Origin of the sequence: Polaromonas sp. SP1, assembly GCF_003711205.1 — a bacterium.
In the GTDB taxonomy this organism is placed as follows: domain Bacteria; phylum Pseudomonadota; class Gammaproteobacteria; order Burkholderiales; family Burkholderiaceae_C; genus Polaromonas.
Window position 1 is genome coordinate 605,434 of record NZ_CP031013.1, and the last position, 16,713, is coordinate 622,146.

The 16,713-nt window shown below is 64.9% G+C and carries 13 protein-coding genes; all 13 read right to left on the reverse strand.

Translation table 11 applies throughout. The annotated features are described in order from the left end of the window. Positions 1 to 254 precede the first annotated feature (254 nt). On the reverse strand, positions 255 to 1,487 hold the full coding sequence (ftsZ, locus tag DT070_RS02880) for a cell division protein FtsZ (RefSeq protein ID WP_122954049.1): 1,233 nt from the start codon (positions 1,485 to 1,487) through the stop codon (positions 255 to 257). Positions 1,488 to 1,636: 149 nt separating this feature from the next. Further along, positions 1,637 to 2,866 carry a cell division protein FtsA gene (gene ftsA / locus DT070_RS02885; protein WP_092131935.1) on the reverse strand — a complete coding sequence of 410 codons (1,230 nt, stop codon included), beginning with the start codon at positions 2,864 to 2,866 and terminating at the stop codon, positions 1,637 to 1,639. Positions 2,867 to 2,872: 6 nt separating this feature from the next. Further along, entirely contained in the window at positions 2,873 to 3,664 is a 792-nt protein-coding gene (locus DT070_RS02890) for a cell division protein FtsQ/DivIB (RefSeq protein ID WP_122954050.1), read from the reverse strand. A gap of 8 nt (positions 3,665 to 3,672) precedes the next feature. Further along, positions 3,673 to 4,650 (reverse strand): D-alanine--D-alanine ligase, encoded by a 978-nt coding sequence (locus DT070_RS02895; RefSeq protein WP_122954051.1) that lies wholly within the window; start codon positions 4,648 to 4,650, stop codon positions 3,673 to 3,675. Continuing rightward, a complete protein-coding gene (gene murC, locus DT070_RS02900; protein ID WP_122954052.1) occupies positions 4,647 to 6,062 on the reverse strand; it encodes a UDP-N-acetylmuramate--L-alanine ligase in 1,416 nt (471 codons plus the stop codon). The genes DT070_RS02895 and murC overlap by 4 nt, the downstream gene beginning before the upstream one ends. A 262-nt stretch (positions 6,063 to 6,324) precedes the next feature. After that, positions 6,325 to 7,407, reverse strand: coding sequence for an undecaprenyldiphospho-muramoylpentapeptide beta-N-acetylglucosaminyltransferase (gene murG, locus DT070_RS02905; protein WP_122954053.1), 1,083 nt, complete (start codon positions 7,405 to 7,407; stop codon positions 6,325 to 6,327). Next, a complete protein-coding gene (ftsW, locus tag DT070_RS02910) occupies positions 7,404 to 8,660 on the reverse strand; it encodes a putative lipid II flippase FtsW (RefSeq protein ID WP_122954054.1) in 1,257 nt (418 codons plus the stop codon). The genes murG and ftsW overlap by 4 nt, the downstream gene beginning before the upstream one ends. Beyond that, positions 8,657 to 10,471 carry a UDP-N-acetylmuramoyl-L-alanine--D-glutamate ligase gene (gene murD / locus DT070_RS02915; protein ID WP_122954055.1) on the reverse strand — a complete coding sequence of 605 codons (1,815 nt, stop codon included), beginning with the start codon at positions 10,469 to 10,471 and terminating at the stop codon, positions 8,657 to 8,659. The genes ftsW and murD overlap by 4 nt, the downstream gene beginning before the upstream one ends. Positions 10,472 to 10,477: 6 nt before the next feature. Further along, the gene (gene mraY, locus DT070_RS02920; RefSeq protein WP_122954056.1) at positions 10,478 to 11,656 is read right to left on the reverse strand and encodes a phospho-N-acetylmuramoyl-pentapeptide-transferase; all 1,179 of its coding nucleotides are present in this window, start codon (positions 11,654 to 11,656) and stop codon (positions 10,478 to 10,480) included. Continuing rightward, the gene (gene murF / locus DT070_RS02925) at positions 11,646 to 13,055 is read right to left on the reverse strand and encodes a UDP-N-acetylmuramoyl-tripeptide--D-alanyl-D-alanine ligase (protein ID WP_122954057.1); all 1,410 of its coding nucleotides are present in this window, start codon (positions 13,053 to 13,055) and stop codon (positions 11,646 to 11,648) included. Before murF ends, mraY begins: the two co-directional genes overlap by 11 nt. Continuing rightward, entirely contained in the window at positions 13,052 to 14,551 is a 1,500-nt protein-coding gene (locus tag DT070_RS02930) for a UDP-N-acetylmuramoyl-L-alanyl-D-glutamate--2,6-diaminopimelate ligase (RefSeq protein WP_122954058.1), read from the reverse strand. Before DT070_RS02930 ends, murF begins: the two co-directional genes overlap by 4 nt. Beyond that, positions 14,548 to 16,281: a penicillin-binding protein 2 gene (locus tag DT070_RS02935; protein WP_122954059.1), complete on the reverse strand. Its 1,734-nt coding sequence runs from the start codon at positions 16,279 to 16,281 to the stop codon at positions 14,548 to 14,550. The genes DT070_RS02930 and DT070_RS02935 overlap by 4 nt, the downstream gene beginning before the upstream one ends. Next, complete coding sequence (ftsL, locus tag DT070_RS02940; RefSeq protein WP_122954060.1) at positions 16,278 to 16,592, reverse strand: cell division protein FtsL; 315 nt, start codon at positions 16,590 to 16,592, stop codon at positions 16,278 to 16,280. Before ftsL ends, DT070_RS02935 begins: the two co-directional genes overlap by 4 nt. Between the last annotated feature and the right edge of the window lie 121 nt (positions 16,593 to 16,713).

Below are 16,713 nucleotides of genomic sequence, written 5' to 3' on the forward strand. Positions count from 1 at the left end.
CGACCTCACGACCCTGCGGCCTCAGCGACGAGCACCCGGCCCACTACCCAAAGCGATTGGTCGAACGGAAAGCGTAGCGAGCGGGCTGAGGTTGCGTAGAGGAGCGGAACCGTACTCGGGTACGGCGAGCACCGCAAGCGCAAGATCGGGACGCGCAGTAGCTTTACATCCGCCCCGCCGCCGGGCCGCCCCAAGGCGGGGCAGCCCCCTCGGGGGGCAGCGCAGTACGCGAAGCGACAAGCGTGGGGGCCAGGTTAATCGGCTTGTTTGCGGAGGAAGGCGGGAATCTCGAAATCGTCCATCCCGCCAGAAGCCAGCGCATCCACCTTCGCAGCCGCCTGCGTCCGGTTGGTACGCCAGACGCTAGGCACCGACATATTCCCGTAGTCAGGCTGGGCCGATCCCGTGGCCATCTGCGGTGCACCACCAGCAGTGCCTGCCGTCGCATTCAACGTAGGCACATTAAACGGCACGTTGTCAGTACCGGTGCGCAGCACCTGCAGCGGCGGCGCATGGCGGCGCACGCCCTGGCGCGACAAACCCGTCGCGACCACGGTCACGCGGATGTCGTCGCCCAGCTCGTCGTCATAAGCCGTGCCGTAGATCACATGCGCATCCGGCGAAGCGTAAGCGCGGATGGTGTTCATCGCCAGCTTGGATTCGCTCAGCTTGAGCGAGCCCTTGGCGGCCGAGATCAGCACCAGCACGCCCTTGGCGCCCGACAGGTCGATGCCTTCGAGCAGCGGGCAAGCCACGGCTTGTTCGGCAGCGATGCGCGCGCGGTCGGGGCCATTGGCCTTGGCCGTGCCCATCATGGCCTTGCCGGGCTCGCCCATCACGGTGCGCACGTCTTCAAAGTCGACGTTCACATGGCCGGGAACATTGATGATCTCGGCAATGCCGCCCACGGCGTTTTTCAGCACGTCGTTGGCATGGGCAAACGCCTCGTCCTGCGTGACGTCGTCGCCCAGCACTTCGAGCAGCTTCTCGTTCAGCACCACGATCAGCGAATCGACGTTCGCTTCCAGCTCGGCCAGGCCGAGGTCGGCATTGGTCATGCGGCGGCCGCCTTCAAACTCGAAAGGCTTGGTCACCACACCGACGGTGAGGATGCCCATTTCTTTCGCGATGCGCGCGATCACCGGCGCCGCGCCGGTGCCCGTGCCGCCGCCCATGCCGGCGGTGATGAACAGCATGTGCGCGCCGTCAATCGCGCTGCGAATGTCGTCCGCCGCCAGTTCGGCCGCGTCACGGCCCTTGTCGGGCTTGCTGCCCGCGCCCAAGCCGCTGTTGCCCAGCTGGATGGTCTTGTGCGCGCTGCCGCGGCTGAGCGCCTGTGCGTCGGTGTTGGCGCAGATGAACTCGACGCCTTGCACGCCGCATTCGATCATGTGCCCGACCGCGTTGCCGCCGCCGCCGCCCACGCCGATCACCTTGATCTGCGTGCCCTGGTTGAACTCTTCGATTTCAATCATTTCGATGCTCATTGGGAGCCTCCTAATCAATAAACTGCAGTTGCCAATAGTTGGAAATTTGTACTTATGCTTGACATGGCGTCGTCACGCAGGGGGGTCCGCCCCGCCTGAATGCATACAACGCGAAGGCCTGCCGATAAAAGTGGAATAGGTTTTCATGGTCAGAAGTTCCCCACAAACCAGTCTTTGACCCGGCCGAATGCGTTGTGCACGCTGCCCGCTTTTTGCGACACCTTGTAGCCCCGCATGCGCGCCAGCCGGGCTTCCTCGAGCAGGCCCATGACAGTAGCCGCTCTCGCCTGGGCCACCATGTCGGACAAAGCGCTCGAATAACGCGGTATGCCGCGCCGAACCGGCTTGAGGAAGATGTCTTCGCCAAGCTCGACCATGCCGGGCATGACCGCGCTGCCGCCCGTGATGACGATGCCTGAAGAGAGAACTTCTTCGTACCCGGACTCACGGATCACCTGCTGGACCAGCGAGAAAATTTCTTCAATGCGCGGCTCGATCACACCGGCCAGCGCCTGTTTGCTCAGCATGCGCGGGCCGCGGTCGCCCAGGCCCGGGACTTCCACCTGCGTGTCCGGGTCGGCCAGCAGCTGCTTGGCATAACCGCTTTCGACCTTGATGTCTTCGGCATCCTTGGTGGGGGTGCGCAGCGCCATGGCGATATCGCTGGTGATCAGGTCGCCGGCAATCGGGATCACCGCCGTGTGCCGGATGGCGCCACCGGTAAAGATGGCGACGTCGGTGGTGCCGGCGCCGATATCGACCAGCGCCACACCGAGCTCCTGCTCGTCCTGTGTCAGCACCGACAGGCTCGACGCCAGCGGGTTGAGCATCAGCTGGTCGACCTCCAGCCCGCAGCGCCGCACGCACTTGATGATGTTTTCAGCCGCGCTTTGCGCGCCGGTGACGATGTGCACCTTGGCCTCGAGGCGAATGCCGCTCATGCCGATGGGTTCGCGCACGTCCTGGCCGTCGATGACAAACTCTTGCGGTTCCACCAGCAGCAGGCGCTGGTCGGTCGAGATGTTGATGGCCTTGGCCGTCTCGATCACCCGCGCCACGTCGGCCTGCGTGACTTCCTTGTCTTTCACCGCGACCATGCCGCTGGAGTTGATGCCGCGGATGTGGCTGCCGGTGATGCCGGTGTAGACACGCGCGATCTTGCAATCGGCCATCAGCTCGGCCTCTTTCAGCGCCTGCTGGATGCTTTGCACCGTGGCATCGATGTTGACCACCACGCCGCGCTTCAGGCCGTTGCTCGCCGCAATGCCCAGGCCTGCGAGCTTGAGCTCGCCGCCCGGCATGACCTCGGCCACCACCGCCATGACCTTGCTGGTTCCGATGTCCAGCCCGACCACCAGATCTTTGTATTCCTTGGCCATATCTATTTACCTTTTTTTCTTTCCGTCGTCTTTGTCAGCGGGGTTTCCCGTGGTGACGCCCTTGAGCCTGACCGCATAGCCGTTGCCGTAACGCAAATCGGCCGACTCCAGCTCACGCCCGTACCTGGATGAGACCTGCGTCATCGTGGCGATAAAGCGCCGCGTGCGCGCCTGTATTTCGTCCAGGGACCCGTGCCCCAGTTCAATCACGGCGCCGGTATCCAGTTGCGCACGCCAGCCGCCTTGCCCCGACAGCTGGAGCTCCTCCAGCGTTGCGTCCATGTCGTCGAACAGGGGCGACAGCACCTGGTAGGCCTGAAGCACCAGTGCCGCCTGCCCTGGTGGGCCATTGAGCAGGGGCAAGTCCTCAGCCTCGACATCGCCCTGGTTGGCATCGAAGACTTCGCCAAAACTGTTGACCAGCCGGGCCTCGCCCTCGGCGCCCCAGAAGGCCACCGGCTTGTGCTCCTGCAGCACGACTTTGAGCCGGTTGGGAAACTCACGCTGCACCAGCGCCCGGCGCACCCAGGGCACCGACTCGAACACCGCGCGCGTGGCGCCCAGGTCGACCGTGAAAAAGTTGCCCGCCAGCCGGGGCGCCACATTGGCGCGCAGGGTGACGGCGTTGTTGTGGATCAAATCGCCCTGCACGCGAATCGCGCTCAGGCTGAACAGGGACTGCCGCATCAGCCACGCCACACCCAGCGCCACAACCATGGCGGCAAACGCCAGGCTGAAGACCACCGTGAGGGTGTTCATCAGTTTGACGTCCAGCGGCAAGGGCGTGGAAAGGGGCATGGTTCGGCTCAAGTTGCGCCTCCTCCGTGCTTTTGGTGATCGAGCGAGGCGGTCTGCAGCACCTGGACGCAGAGGTCTTCATACGAAATGCCGGCCGCGCGCGCGGACATGGGCACCAGCGAATGGCCCGTCATGCCGGGCGAGGTGTTGATCTCCAGCAGGTAGGGCTTGCGCGTGACCTTGTCGATCATCACGTCGGCGCGGCCCCAGCCACGGCAATTGAGGATCCGGAAGGTATCCAGCACCAGCTGCTGGATGACGGCCTCTTCGCCTTCGGGCAGGCCGCAGGGCACGATGTACTGCGTGCTGTCGGTGAAGTATTTGTTCTGGTAGTCATAGTTGCCGTCCGGCGCCACAATGCGGATGACGGGCAGCGCGCGCGCCTGGGCGCCGGTGCCCAGCACCGGGCAGGTCACTTCGTCGCCGCTGATGAACTGTTCGCACAGCACATCGGCATCGAGTTTTTCGGCCTGCGCCACGGCCTCGGCCATGCCCGAACGCTCCGTCACCTTGGTCAGCCCGATGGACGAGCCTTCGCGTGCCGGCTTGACGATCAGCGGCAGGCCGAGTGCATCCGGCAACGCAGCGATGTCGGCGGCGCCATAGGTGCCACGGCGCAGCAGGCGGTATTGGGGCGTCGGCAGCCCTTCGGAAATCATCACGCGCTTGGTCATGACCTTGTCGATGGCCATGCTGGAGGCCATGACGCCTGAGCCGGTGTAGGGAATGCCCAGCAGCTCGAGTGCGCCCTGCACCGTGCCGTCTTCGCCGAAACGGCCGTGCAATGCGATGAAGCAGCGCTCGAAGCCGTCTTTCTTCAGCTCGCTCAGGTCGCGCTCGGCGGGGTCAAAGGCGTGGGCGTCCACGCCGCGCGAGCGAAGCGCCTTCAGCACGCCATTGCCCGACATCAGCGAGACTTCGCGTTCCGCCGACGCCCCCCCCATCAGAACGGCGACTTTTCCAAAGTTCACGGTGTTCTCTTTCATGTTCTGGCTCCTGCCGGCTCCAGCATTTCAACGACTTTGGCGGGCACCTGGCCAATCGATCCGGCGCCCATGCACATCACCACATCGCCATCCAAAGCGTTGTCCAGGATGGCCTGCGGCATGGCCTCGATCTCATCCACAAAAACGGGCTCCACCTTGCCGCCTACACGCAGCGCGCGCGCCAGCGAACGGCCGTCGGCCGCCACGATGGGCGCTTCGCCGGCGGCATACACCTCCGACAGCAGTACCGCGTCGGCGTTGCCTATGACCTTGACGAAGTCTTCAAAGCAGTCGCGTGTGCGGGTGTAGCGGTGCGGCTGGAAGGCCAGCACCAGGCGGCGGCCGGGGAAGGCGCCGCGCGCCGCGGCCAGCGTGGCGGCCATCTCCACGGGATGGTGGCCATAGTCTTCGATCACAGTGAAATGCCCGCCGCCCTTGGCCGGCAGGTCGCCGTAGCTCTGGAAACGCCGGCCCACGCCGCGGAATTCGGCCAGGGCTTTTTGCACGGCGGCGTCAGGCACATTGAGTTCGACCGCAATCGCAATGGCCGAGAGCGCATTGAGCACGTTGTGCTCGCCGGCCAGGTTGAGCACCACCTCCATGTCGGGCAGCGTGACACCGTTGCGCCGCTGCGCCGTGAAATGCATTTGTGCGCCCACCGGCCGCACATTGACGGCGCGCACCTGCGCGTCTTCGCCAAAGCCGTAGCTGGTGATGGGGCAAGACACCTGCGGCACGATCTCGCGCACGGCCGGGTCGTCGGTGCACAAGATCGCCGTGCCGTAAAACGGCATGCGGTGCAGGAAGTCGACAAAGGCTTTCTTGAGGTTGCCGAAATCGTGGCCGTAGGTTTCCATGTGGTCGGCGTCGATGTTGGTGACGACCGCCATCACAGGCAGAAGATTGAGGAAGGAGGCGTCGGACTCGTCGGCCTCGACCACGATGTAGTCGCCAGAGCCCAGCTTGGCATTGGCGCCTGCACTGTTGAGGCGCCCGCCGATGACAAAGGTCGGGTCCAGCCCGCCCTCGGCCAGCACGCTGGCTACCAGGCTGGTGGTTGTGGTTTTGCCGTGTGTCCCTGCAATGGCGATGCCCTGCTTCAGGCGCATCAGTTCGGCGAGCATGAGTGCGCGCGGCACCACAGGAATGCGCTTTTCACGCGCGGCCAGCACTTCGGGGTTGTCGGCCTGCACGGCGGTGGAAGTCACCACCGCATCGACGTCGGCCAGGTTACCGGCCGCATGGCCGACGAAGGTCTTGATCCCGAGCTTGGCCAGGCGGCGCAGCGTCGCGCTGTCCGACAGGTCGGAGCCGGAAATCACGTAGCCCAGGTTGTGCAGCACCTCGGCGATGCCGGACATGCCGGAGCCGCCCAGGCCGATGAAGTGAATGTTCTTGATGGCGTGTTTCATGGTCAGTCCAATGAAACGGGGAAATCGAATGTGCGCCGGGCCAATGCGGGGATGCAGGGCAAGGCGTGGCCCGCCGCCAAGGCTGCACGCCTTGGCAAGGGCCGCAACGCGGCCATGCGCCACGCATTGACCCGGCCCTTCGGGTGAGTGCCTGCCAGGGCCGCACTCGTTGTTGCCGTGCTCGCCGGGTGGTCAACCCGGCTGCGCGCGGCGCCTAGATTGCGACCCTGGCAGGCACTCACGCACATCCGATTTCCCCGTTTCATTGGACTAGCTCCTCGCAAGCGGCTACGACGCGAGCCGTGGCATCTGTTTTTTGCATTGTTTTGGCCTGTAGCCCATGCTGCATAAGCACATGGCGCTCTGTTTTTTGTAGCATTTCAGCGAGCCGCCCGGGTGTCAGGTCGCGCTGCTGGATGAGCCAGCCGCCGCCCTGGTCGACCAGAAACTTCGCGTTGGTGGTCTGGTGGTCGTCAACCGCGGCCGGAAAAGGCACAAACAGCGCCGCGGCGCCAACGGCGGCGATCTCGGTCACCGTGCTGGCGCCGGAGCGGCAGATGATGAGGTCGGCATCGGCGAAAGCCTGCGCGGTGTCTTCAATAAAGGGCGTGAGTTCGGCCTGCACGCCGGCCGCAGCGTAGTTGGCGCGCAACTCGTCAATCTGATGGGCACCGCTTTGGTGGAGGACCTGCGGACGTTCGCCTTCGGGAATCAGTGCGAGGGCTTTGGGCACGAGGTCGTTCAACCCACGCGCGCCCAGGCTGCCGCCGACCACCAGCAACTTCAAGGGACCGGTGCGGCCGGCAAAACGCTCTGCCGGGCCGGGCTGCCCAAGAAAGGCCGGACGCAAGGGGTTGCCCACCCATTCGGCTTTGCGGAACACATTCGGGAAGGCGGTAAAGACGCGGTCAGCGACGCCGGCCAGCACCTTGTTGACCATTCCCGCCACCGAGTTCTGCTCATGCAGCACCAGCGGCTTGCCCAGCAGCACGCTCATCATGCCGGCCGGAAAGCTGATGTAGCCGCCCAGGCCCACCACCACGTCGGGCTTGACGCGGCGCACCACCTGGATGCTTTGCCAGAAGGCCTTGAGCAGGCGCAAAGGCAGGAACACCAGCGTGGCGGGGCCTTTGCCGCGCACGCCGGAAAAATCAATGGTCTCGAAAGCGAAGCCGCGCGGCGGCACCAGCTGGCTTTCCATGCTGGGGCGCTGCTCACTGCCGCGCCCACCCAGCCAGTGCACACGCCAGCCGCGTTCGCGCAGGGCCTCGGCCACGGCCAGGCCCGGGAAGATGTGGCCACCAGTACCACCAGCCATGACAAGAGCGCAGCGCTGTCCACTCATGCGCGGCCCCCTCTCATGAGCATGCGGTTCTCGTAATCAATCCGCAACACGACCGCCAACGCAATCAGGTTCATCAGGATGGCCGAGCCGCCGTAGCTCATGAGCGGCAAGGTCAGTCCCTTGGTCGGCAAGGCGCCCAGGTTCACGCCGATGTTGATGAAGGTCTGGAAGCCCATCCAGATACCGACGCCCTGCGCCACCAGGCCGGCAAAGAGCCGGTCCAGCGCGATCGACTGACGGCCGATGTGCATGATGCGGCGGGTCATCCACATGAACATCCCGATCACTGTCAGCACGCCGAGCAGCCCAAACTCTTCGCCGATCACGGCCATCAGGAAATCGGTGTGCGCTTCGGGCAGCCAGTGCAGCTTTTCAATGCTGCCGCCCAGGCCCACGCCAAAAATTTCGCCACGCCCGAAGGCGATCAGCGAATGCGACAACTGGTAGCCCTTGCCCATGGAGTATTTGTCGCTCCAGGGGTCGAGGTAGGCAAAAATCCGCTCGCGCCGCCATTCGCTGAGCATCACCATGAGCCCGAACGCGACCACCACCACGGTGGCGATGACAAAGAACATGCGGGCATTGACGCCGCCCAGGAAAAGGATGCCCATGGCAATGACCGAAATCACCATGAAGGCGCCCATGTCGGGCTCGGCCAGCAACAGCAGACCCACGATGGCAATGGCGATTGCCATGGGCATGACGGCGCGGAAGAAGCGCTCCTTCACTTCCATCTTGCGCACCATGTAGTCGGCCGCATACAGCAGCACCGCGAACTTCGCCAGCTCGGAAGGCTGGAAGTTCATGATGCCCAGCGAGATCCAGCGGCGGGCGCCGTTGACGCCCTTGCCGATAAAGGGCACCAGCACCAAAATCAGCAGCAGCAACGAGATGACAAACAGCCAAGGCGCCATTTTTTCCCAGGTTGCCAGCGGCACCTGGAAAGCCAGGACGGCCACGACGAAGGCCACCACCAGCGACAGCATGTGGCGCATCAGGAAATGTGTGTGCGCATAGCGTGCGAACTTGGGGTTGTCGGGCATGGCGATGGAAGCGGAATACACCATCACCAGGCCGAACATCAGCAAGGCGACCGTGACCCAGAGCAGCCCCTGGTCGAAGCCGGCCATGCGCACAGGCGGCTTGGCCAGCGTTCGCGACAGGCTTTGCCCGCCCAGCCGCACCGGCAGCACATCGGCGGCAGCCTTGCCGAAGCCGGAGAACCAGCCCGAGATGCGCGCAGCAGCTGTCACAGCACGGCCCCCTGTTCCCGGGCCAACGCCTGCACCGCGTCACAAAACACACGGGCGCGATGTTCGTAGTTGTCGAACATGTCAAAGCTGGCGCAGGCCGGCGACATCAGCACGGCATCGCCGGTGGTCGCCTGTTGTGCGGCCAGGGTGACGGCCTCTTCCATCGACGCGGCGTCGAACACCGGGATATTGCGCGGCAGCACTTCCTTGATCAGGGGCGCATCACGCCCGATCAACACCACAGCCCGTACATGGCGCAGCACCGGGTCGGCCAGCGGCGAGAAATCCTGCCCCTTGCCTTCGCCGCCGAGAATGAGCACCAGCTTGCGCTCCAGGCCCAGCCCCGTCAGCGCCGCCACGGTGGCGCCCACATTGGTGCCCTTGCTGTCGTCAAAGTACTCGACGTCGTTGATGATGGCCACCGACTCCACACGGTGCGGCTCGCCGCGGTATTCACGCAAGCCGTGCAGCATGGGCGCCAGGTTGCACCCGGCAGCCACGGCCAGGCCCAGTGCGGCCAGCGCATTGGTGGCGTTATGGCGTCCGCGAATGCGCAAGGCCTCGATGGGCATCAGGCGCTGCACATGCAGCTCGACCTCTTCGTCCTTGCGGCGCTTGATGGTCTCATCCGCCTCGGCCGCCCGCACCAGCCAGGTCATGCCGTTGACGGTTTCAATGCCGTAGTCGCCGGGGCGTTGCGGTTCGCCCGCACCGAACGTGGCATGGGGACGAACCTGCGGCGGCTTCAACCGCACCTTGACAGGCGGCGGCAGCATGGCCATCACGCGCTCATCGTCGCGGTTGAGCAGCATGAAGGTGCTGGCGCCGAAGACTTTGGCTTTCGCCGCGGCGTAGGCGTCCATGTTGCCGTGCCAGTCGAGGTGGTCTTGCGTGATGTTGAGCACCACGGCGGCCGTCGGGTCAAAATCCTGCACGTCGGCCAGCTGGAAGCTGGACAGCTCCAGCACCCAGACCTGCGGCAGGGTTTCGGCGTCCATATGGGCCGACAGGGTGTCCAGCAGCGTGGGACCGATGTTGCCGGCGACGGCGACGGTTTTTCCGGCGCGCTGCACCAGCTGGCCGAGCAACGAGGTCACCGTGGTTTTGCCGTTGGTACCTGTAATGGCGAGCACGGCGGGGCGGTAGCCGACAGGTTTCTCCGGCGGCACAAGACCCAGCAGCTCAGGCGTCACAACACCTTCGCCGGTTTCATCCGGCACCGGTGCATCACCAGCAGCGTCCGGTGCGGCCACGGCCGCCTCTTGCAGGTCGCCGGAGGTATCGGCTGCCAAAGCGGCTTCGCCTTCGGGTGTGTCAGCCGCGTCGCCTGCGTCGGCGGCATCGGTCACGCCGGCTTCGTCAACGGCTTCAATCGCATCAGGCGCATCGGGCAAGGGCGCTTCTGCCGTCGGCTCGGGCGCCGCAACGGCTTCAGCAGGCTCTTCGGCCGCTTCGGCGGCGGGCGGCTCACGCAGGTCCGCCAGCGCGCGTGCGAAAAGATCCAGCTCGCCACCCACCGGCAAGCCCATGGCGCGCGCGGCATCGGCCACGGGGGCGATGGTGTCGGGCGTCAGTCCGGGCGAGCGATAAACGGCACGCACCGCAGTGCCTTGCACCAGTTCCGGGGTAAAGGCGCCGCCGGCAAAGGCCACGCCCGGCAGTTCCTCCTGCAGCGTGGCGAGCAAGGGCGGCGCTTCCCGTGTGTCGGCGACCGTCACATGGGCCCCGTGGCGCACGCACCAGCGCGCCATGGCCAGGCCGGACGCACCCAGGCCCAGGATCAACACGGTTTGGTCTTGTAGATGCCGCATGCCTTGTTACCTGAGCTTCAAGGTGGAAAGGCCGATGAGGCACAGCAGCATGGTGATGATCCAGAAACGCACGACGACCTGCGTTTCCTTCCAGCCGCTCTTTTCAAAGTGGTGGTGAAGCGGTGCCATCTTGAGGATGCGGCGACCCTCGCCGTACCGCTTCTTGGTGTACTTGAACCAGGTCACCTGCATCATCACGGAGAGGGCCTCAACGACAAAGATGCCGCCCATGATGGCCAGCACGATTTCCTGGCGCACGATGACGGCGATGGTGCCCAGCGCGGCGCCCAGCGCCAGCGCGCCCACGTCGCCCATGAAGACCTGGGCCGGATGCGTGTTGAACCACAGGAAAGCCAGGCCGGCGCCGGCCATGGCCGAGCAGAAGATCAGCAATTCGCCCGAGCCTGGGATGTGCGGGAAGAAGAGGTATTTGGAGTAGACCGAGCTGCCGGTGACGTAGGCAAACACACCGAGCGCCGAGCCCACCATGACCACGGGCATGATGGCCAGGCCGTCCAGACCGTCTGTCAGGTTGACGGCATTGCTGGAGCCCACGATCACCAGGTAGGTCAGGATCACGAAGCCGAACACGCCCAGCGGGTAGCTGATTTCCTTGACGAAGGGCACCAGCAAACCGGCCTTGGGCGGCAGGTTCACGTCAAAGCCCGACTGCACCCAGCTGAAGAACAGCTCCAGCACACGCATGTTGGAGCTCTCGGAAATGCTGAACACCAGGTAGAGCGCCGCGACCAGCCCGATGATGGACTGCCACATGTATTTCTCACGCGAGCGCATGCCTTCCGGGTCCTTGAGCACGACCTTGCGCCAGTCGTCTGCCCAGCCGATGGCGCCGAAACCCAGCGTGACGATCAGGACGATCCAGACAAAACGGTTGGACAGGTCGAACCACAGCAGCGTGGAGATGCCGATGGCCAGCAGGATCAGCACACCGCCCATGGTGGGCGTGCCGCTCTTGCTCAGGTGTGTCTGCATCGCGTATTCGCGGATGGGCTGGCCGATCTTGAGCGCGATGAGACGCCGGATCACAAAGGGCCCGGCCAGCAGGCCGATCAGCAGCGCCGTGAGCGCGGCCATGACGGCGCGGAAGGTCAGGTACTGGAACACCCGGAAGACCCCGAACTCGGGGGAAATCGACTGGAGCCACTGGGCCAGACTAAGCAGCATGGGGCCCTCCCTTTTGATGGTGATGTTGTTGTGTTGGGTCTTGTGCGTGCGCGGTGATGGCTTGCACCACACGTTCCATCTTCATGAAGCGTGAGCCTTTCACCAGCACACTGCCGGTGTGGGGGAGTTCGGCCAGCACGGTGGCGATGAGCGCATCCACGTCGCCGAAAACCTGCGCCTGGCCAAAGCCCGCCGCCGCGTTTTTCGACTGTTCCCCCAAGGTGAAAAGCTTTTCAATGCCCAGGGCGCGTGCATGCCGCCCGGCTTCGTCATGGAACTGCGGGCCCTGGTCGCCGACCTCGCCCATATCGCCCATCACCATCAGGCGCGGGCCGGGCAGTTCGGCCAGCACTTCCAGCGCGGCGTGCATGGAGTCGGGATTGGCGTTGTAGGTGTCGTCCACCAGCGTCAGCACACGGCCGGGCAGTGCCACGGCAATGGCGCGTGAGCGGCCCTTGACCGGGACAAAGGCCGACAAGCCTGCAGAAATGGAGGCCAGCGGCACACCCGCAGCCAACGCGCAGGCCGTGGCGGCTAATGCATTCTTGACGTTGTGCCTGCCGGCGATATGCAGTGAAAAGACGGCAGCGCCTGCGGGCGTAGCCGCCGTGACCTTCCAGCAGCCGTCCTCCCACTGCGCGGCGCCGGTGACATCGGCGGGGCCTGAGAGTGCAAATGTCAGCACCTTGCGCGAACCCACGAGGCCGCGCCAAAGCGGCGTGTACGCATCGTCGGCCGGGAAGACCGCAGTCCCGTCCGCAGCCAGCGACCGGAACACGGAGCCGTTTTCGCGGGCGACAGCCTCCACCGTTGCCATGAACTCAAGATGCTCACGCTGCGCGTTGTTGACCAATGCGACGGTGGGCTTTGCAATTTCGGCCAGGTAGGCGATCTCGCCCGGGTGGTTCATGCCCAGTTCGACCACGCCGGCTTCATGGGCCGCAGACAGGCGCAGCAGCGTGAGCGGCACGCCGATGTCGTTGTTGAGGTTGCCTTCGGTCGCAAAGGCCTTGTCGAGTTTCCATGCGCGCAAGATCGACGCGATCATCTGCGTGACGGTGGTCTTGCCGTTGCTGCCCGTCACCGCCACCAGGGGCAGGCGGAACTGCGACCGCCAGCCGGCGGCAAGCTGGCCCAGCGCCAGCCGGGTGTCGGGCACTTCCAGCCCCGGCAAGCCAGCCTCGGCCAGCCCATGGTGCGCAATGGCCGCCACTGCGCCCTGCACTTTGGCCTGCGCCAGAAACTCGTGCGCGTCGAAACGCTCGCCCTTGAGGGCGACAAACAGATCACCCGCCTGCAGGCTGCGTGTATCGGTGTTCACCCGCAAGGCCGTGACGCCGGCGTCCCCCACCAGACGCGCCGAATTCACCCAGCCCATGGCTTGCTGCAAGCGCATCATGAGCGGCCCCCTTGCACACCGGCCGCGGCGGCGCGGGCATCCAGGGCCGCCTGCGCATGTTCACGGTCGGAAAACGGCAGCTTCTGGCCGCTGATCTCCTGAAAACTTTCATGGCCCTTGCCGGCCAGCAGCACCACGTCTTGCGGTTGGGCCAAACTCAAGGCGTGCGTGATGGCGGCGGCACGGTCAGCCTGCACGTGCACGGCATCCCGGTGGCTCAAGCCGAGCAACACCTGGCAGATGATGGCCAGCGGGTTTTCGCCGCGCGGGTTGTCGCTGGTCACCACAATCTGGTCCGCGGCTTTTTCAGCGACGGCCGCCATCAGCGGGCGCTTGGTGGCATCGCGGTCACCGCCGCAGCCAAATACACACCAGAGCCGCCCGCCCCGGCGCGCGGCCGAGGGCTTGAGCGCCAGCAATACTTTTTCGAGGGCGTCCGGCGTGTGCGCGTAGTCGATGACCACCAGCGGCAGGCCTGGCATGGCCAGCGTCTCGGTGCGCCCCGGAACCGGCAGCAAACCAGTGCAGGCGCCCACGGCGTCGGCCAGGGCGATGCCCATCGCACGAAGCGCCGCCAGGACGCCGAGCAGGTTCGACACGTTGTACTGGCCCACCACCTGCGCGTGCACCCGGTGGCGCTCGCTGCCCTCGACCACATCAAAACTCAGCGCATCGGCGCCATGCTCAATCGCTTGCGCCTGCAGGCGTGCGGGCTCTGCGCACGACACGGTCCAGAGATCGAGCCCGCGGCCTTCCAGTGAGGCGTTGAGCTCGGCTCCCTTGCTGTCGTCGATATTGATGACCGCCGCCTTCAGGCCCGGCCAGCCGAAGAGCGCAGCCTTGGCCTCCCAGTACGCATCCATCGATGCGTGGTAGTCGAGGTGGTCCTGGGTGAAGTTGGTGAAAATCGCCACTTCAATGGCGGTGGCATCCAGGCGGTGCTCGACCACACCGATGGAAGACGCTTCAAGGGCGCATGCGGCAAACCCTTCGTCGGCGAAGCGCCGCAGCGCTTGCTGCAGCAGCACCGGGTCAGGCGTCGTCAGGCCGTTGGACACCATGGCACCGGGTTCGCCGATGCCCAGGGTTCCCACGACCCCGCACTTGTGCCCGATGCGGCCCAGGGCCTGGGCCAGCCACCAGGCTGTGGAGGTTTTTCCGTTGGTGCCGGTGACGGCGGAAATCCGCAACTGCCGGCTCGGTTCGTTGAAGTAGGCAGAGGCAATCGGCCCGGTTGCGGCCTTGAGGCCCGCGTAAGCAGCCACTTTCTCGTCATCGAATCCGTAGTCGGCCGCGCCGTCCTGCTCGACCAGGCAGGCCTTGGCGCCGGCGGCCAGCACGGCGCCCACAAATTTACGGCCGTCCGTCGCAGCGCCCGGCCAGGCAATGAAGCCGTCGCCCTGCGCCACTTTGCGGCTGTCGGTCCAGAGGCTGCCGTTCACGCGTTCGCGCAACCAGCCCGCTGCCTGCTCGGGGGTGTGGAGTTGCGTGCTCAAAACGACTCCTCCACGGCCTGGGTGGTGATTTGCGGCTTGACGCTCATGTCGGGCTGCACACCCATCATGCGCAGCGTCTGCTGCACCACCTCGCTGAAAACGGGTGCGGCAGCCACGCCGCCGAAGTAGTTGCCGTCGCTGGGCTCGTCGATCATCACGCCGACGATGATGCGCGGCGCCTCGATGGGCGCCATGCCTGTGAACCATGCGCGGTATTTGTTGGTGGCATAGCCTTTGCCGACCTGCTTGTGCGCCGTGCCGGATTTGCCGCCCACCGAATAGCCCACGGTCTGCGCAAGCTGTCCGGTGCCGCCGGGCGCAGCCGCCATCTGCAGCATCTTGCGAACGGCGTGCGCGTTCTCCGCGGAAAAGACCTGCACGCCCACGGCGGGCTCACTGCTCTTGAGCATGGTGGCGGGGATGATCTGGCCGTCGTGCGCGAACGCGGTGTAGGAGTGCGCCATCTGGAACAGCGAGGCCGACAGGCCATAACCGTAAGCCATCGTCGCCTGCTCGACCGGGCGCCAGGTTTTCCAGGGCCGGACACGCCCCGTGACGGCGCCGGGGAACTGGATTTGCGGCTTTTGCCCGTAACCCAGCGCCATGAAGGTTTCCCACATTTCCTGCGGGCTCATCTTTTGCGCAATCTTCAACGCACCGACATTGCTGGATTTCTGGATGACGCCTTCCACCGTCAGCGTGCCGTAGTTGTGCGTGTCGCTGATCGTGAAACCGCCGATGCTGTAGCGGCCGGGCCCGGTTTCGATGATGGTTTGCGGCTTGATGCGCCCGGCCTCGAGCGCCATGGCGACCGTGATCGGCTTCATCGTGGAGCCAGGCTCGAAGGTGTCGGTCAGGGCCCGGTTGCGCAGTTGTTCACCGGTGAGGTTTTTTCGCTTGTCGGGGACATAACTCGGATAGTTGGCCAGCGCCAGCACCTCGCCGGTCGTGGAGTCCAGCACCACCACGCTGCCGGCCTTGGCCTTGCGCGCGATGACGGCGTCGCGCAGCTTCTGGTACGCGAAGAACTGCACCTTGCTGTCGATGCTGAGCTGGATGTCCTTGCCTTCGACGGGATGCACCTGCTCGCCGACGTCCTCGACGACGCGGCCCAGGCGGTCCTTGATCACGCGGCGCGATCCGGCCTTGCCGGCCAGGTCCTTGTTGAAGGTCAGCTCAATGCCTTCCTGGCCACGGTCCTCGACATTGGTGAAGCCCACCACGTGGGCCACGGTTTCGCCTTCGGGATACTGGCGCTTGTATTCCTTGCGCTGGTAAATGCCCTTGATGCCCAGCGCATGAATTTTTTGCGCCACGGGTTCATCCACTTGGCGCTTGATCCAGACAAAGGTCTTGTCTTCTTCACCGAGCTTTTTGTTGAGCTCGGCCAGGGGCATTTCCAGCAGCCTGGCCAGCTCAGCCAGTTGCGCCTTGCTGGCTTCGACGTCTTCGGGAATGGCCCAGATGCTGGGCGCCGGCACGCTGGACGCGAGGATCAGGCCGTTGCGGTCCAGGATACGGCCGCGGTTGGCGGGCAGTTCCAGCGTGCGCGCAAACCGCACTTCACCCTGGCGCTGGAAAAATTCGTTGCCGAATATCTGGATGTAGGCCGCGCGGCCGGCCAGCCCGGCAAACGCCAGCGCCACACCAGCCACAATGAATTTGCTGCGCCAGACGGGCGTCTTGCTGGCCAGCAGGGGGCTGGATGAATAAAGAACGCTGCGGCTCATGGCCTGGCACTCCCCGGTGCCGGCGCCGAGGCGGCCGCTGCGGGCTCGTCCTTGTAGGTCACGTACTGCGTGATGGCCGGTGTGACCGTGCGCATCTGCAGCTTCTCTTTGGCCAGCTTTTCAACCTTCAAGGGCGTGGCTTGCGCGCGCTTTTCCACTTGCAGGCGTTCATTGGTCGTTTCGAGCTTGCGGCTTTCCGCGGCCGCCTTCTCGAGCTCGACATACAGGCGCCGCGATTCGTACTGCGTGCGTACGAGGTATAGCGCACTGACCAGCACCGCAAGCAACAGCACAATGTTCAGTCTTGCCATGACATAGCCCCCACGCTTGTCGCTTCGCGTACTGCGCTGCCCCCCGAGGGGGTCGCATTTTTCCTTGGGGCGGCCCGGCGGAAAAACCTGGCTCCCAAGTCTGCCGCTTCGCGTACCGCGT

Coding starts and splice junctions, on each gene's coding strand:
- ftsZ (WP_122954049.1), bottom strand. CDS start 1,487: ATGAGCATCGAAATGATTGAAATCGAAGAGTTCAACCAGGGCACGCAG.
- ftsA (WP_092131935.1), bottom strand. CDS start 2,866: ATGGCCAAGGAATACAAAGATCTGGTGGTCGGGCTGGACATCGGAACC.
- DT070_RS02890 (WP_122954050.1), bottom strand. CDS start 3,664: ATGCCCCTTTCCACGCCCTTGCCGCTGGACGTCAAACTGATGAACACC.
- DT070_RS02895 (WP_122954051.1), bottom strand. CDS start 4,650: ATGAAAGAGAACACCGTGAACTTTGGAAAAGTCGCCGTTCTGATGGGG.
- murC (WP_122954052.1), bottom strand. CDS start 6,062: ATGAAACACGCCATCAAGAACATTCACTTCATCGGCCTGGGCGGCTCC.
- murG (WP_122954053.1), bottom strand. CDS start 7,407: ATGAGTGGACAGCGCTGCGCTCTTGTCATGGCTGGTGGTACTGGTGGC.
- murD (WP_122954055.1), bottom strand. CDS start 10,471: ATGCGGCATCTACAAGACCAAACCGTGTTGATCCTGGGCCTGGGTGCG.
- mraY (WP_122954056.1), bottom strand. CDS start 11,656: ATGCTGCTTAGTCTGGCCCAGTGGCTCCAGTCGATTTCCCCCGAGTTC.
- murF (WP_122954057.1), bottom strand. CDS start 13,055: ATGATGCGCTTGCAGCAAGCCATGGGCTGGGTGAATTCGGCGCGTCTG.
- DT070_RS02935 (WP_122954059.1), bottom strand. CDS start 16,281: ATGAGCCGCAGCGTTCTTTATTCATCCAGCCCCCTGCTGGCCAGCAAG.
- ftsL (WP_122954060.1), bottom strand. CDS start 16,592: ATGGCAAGACTGAACATTGTGCTGTTGCTTGCGGTGCTGGTCAGTGCG.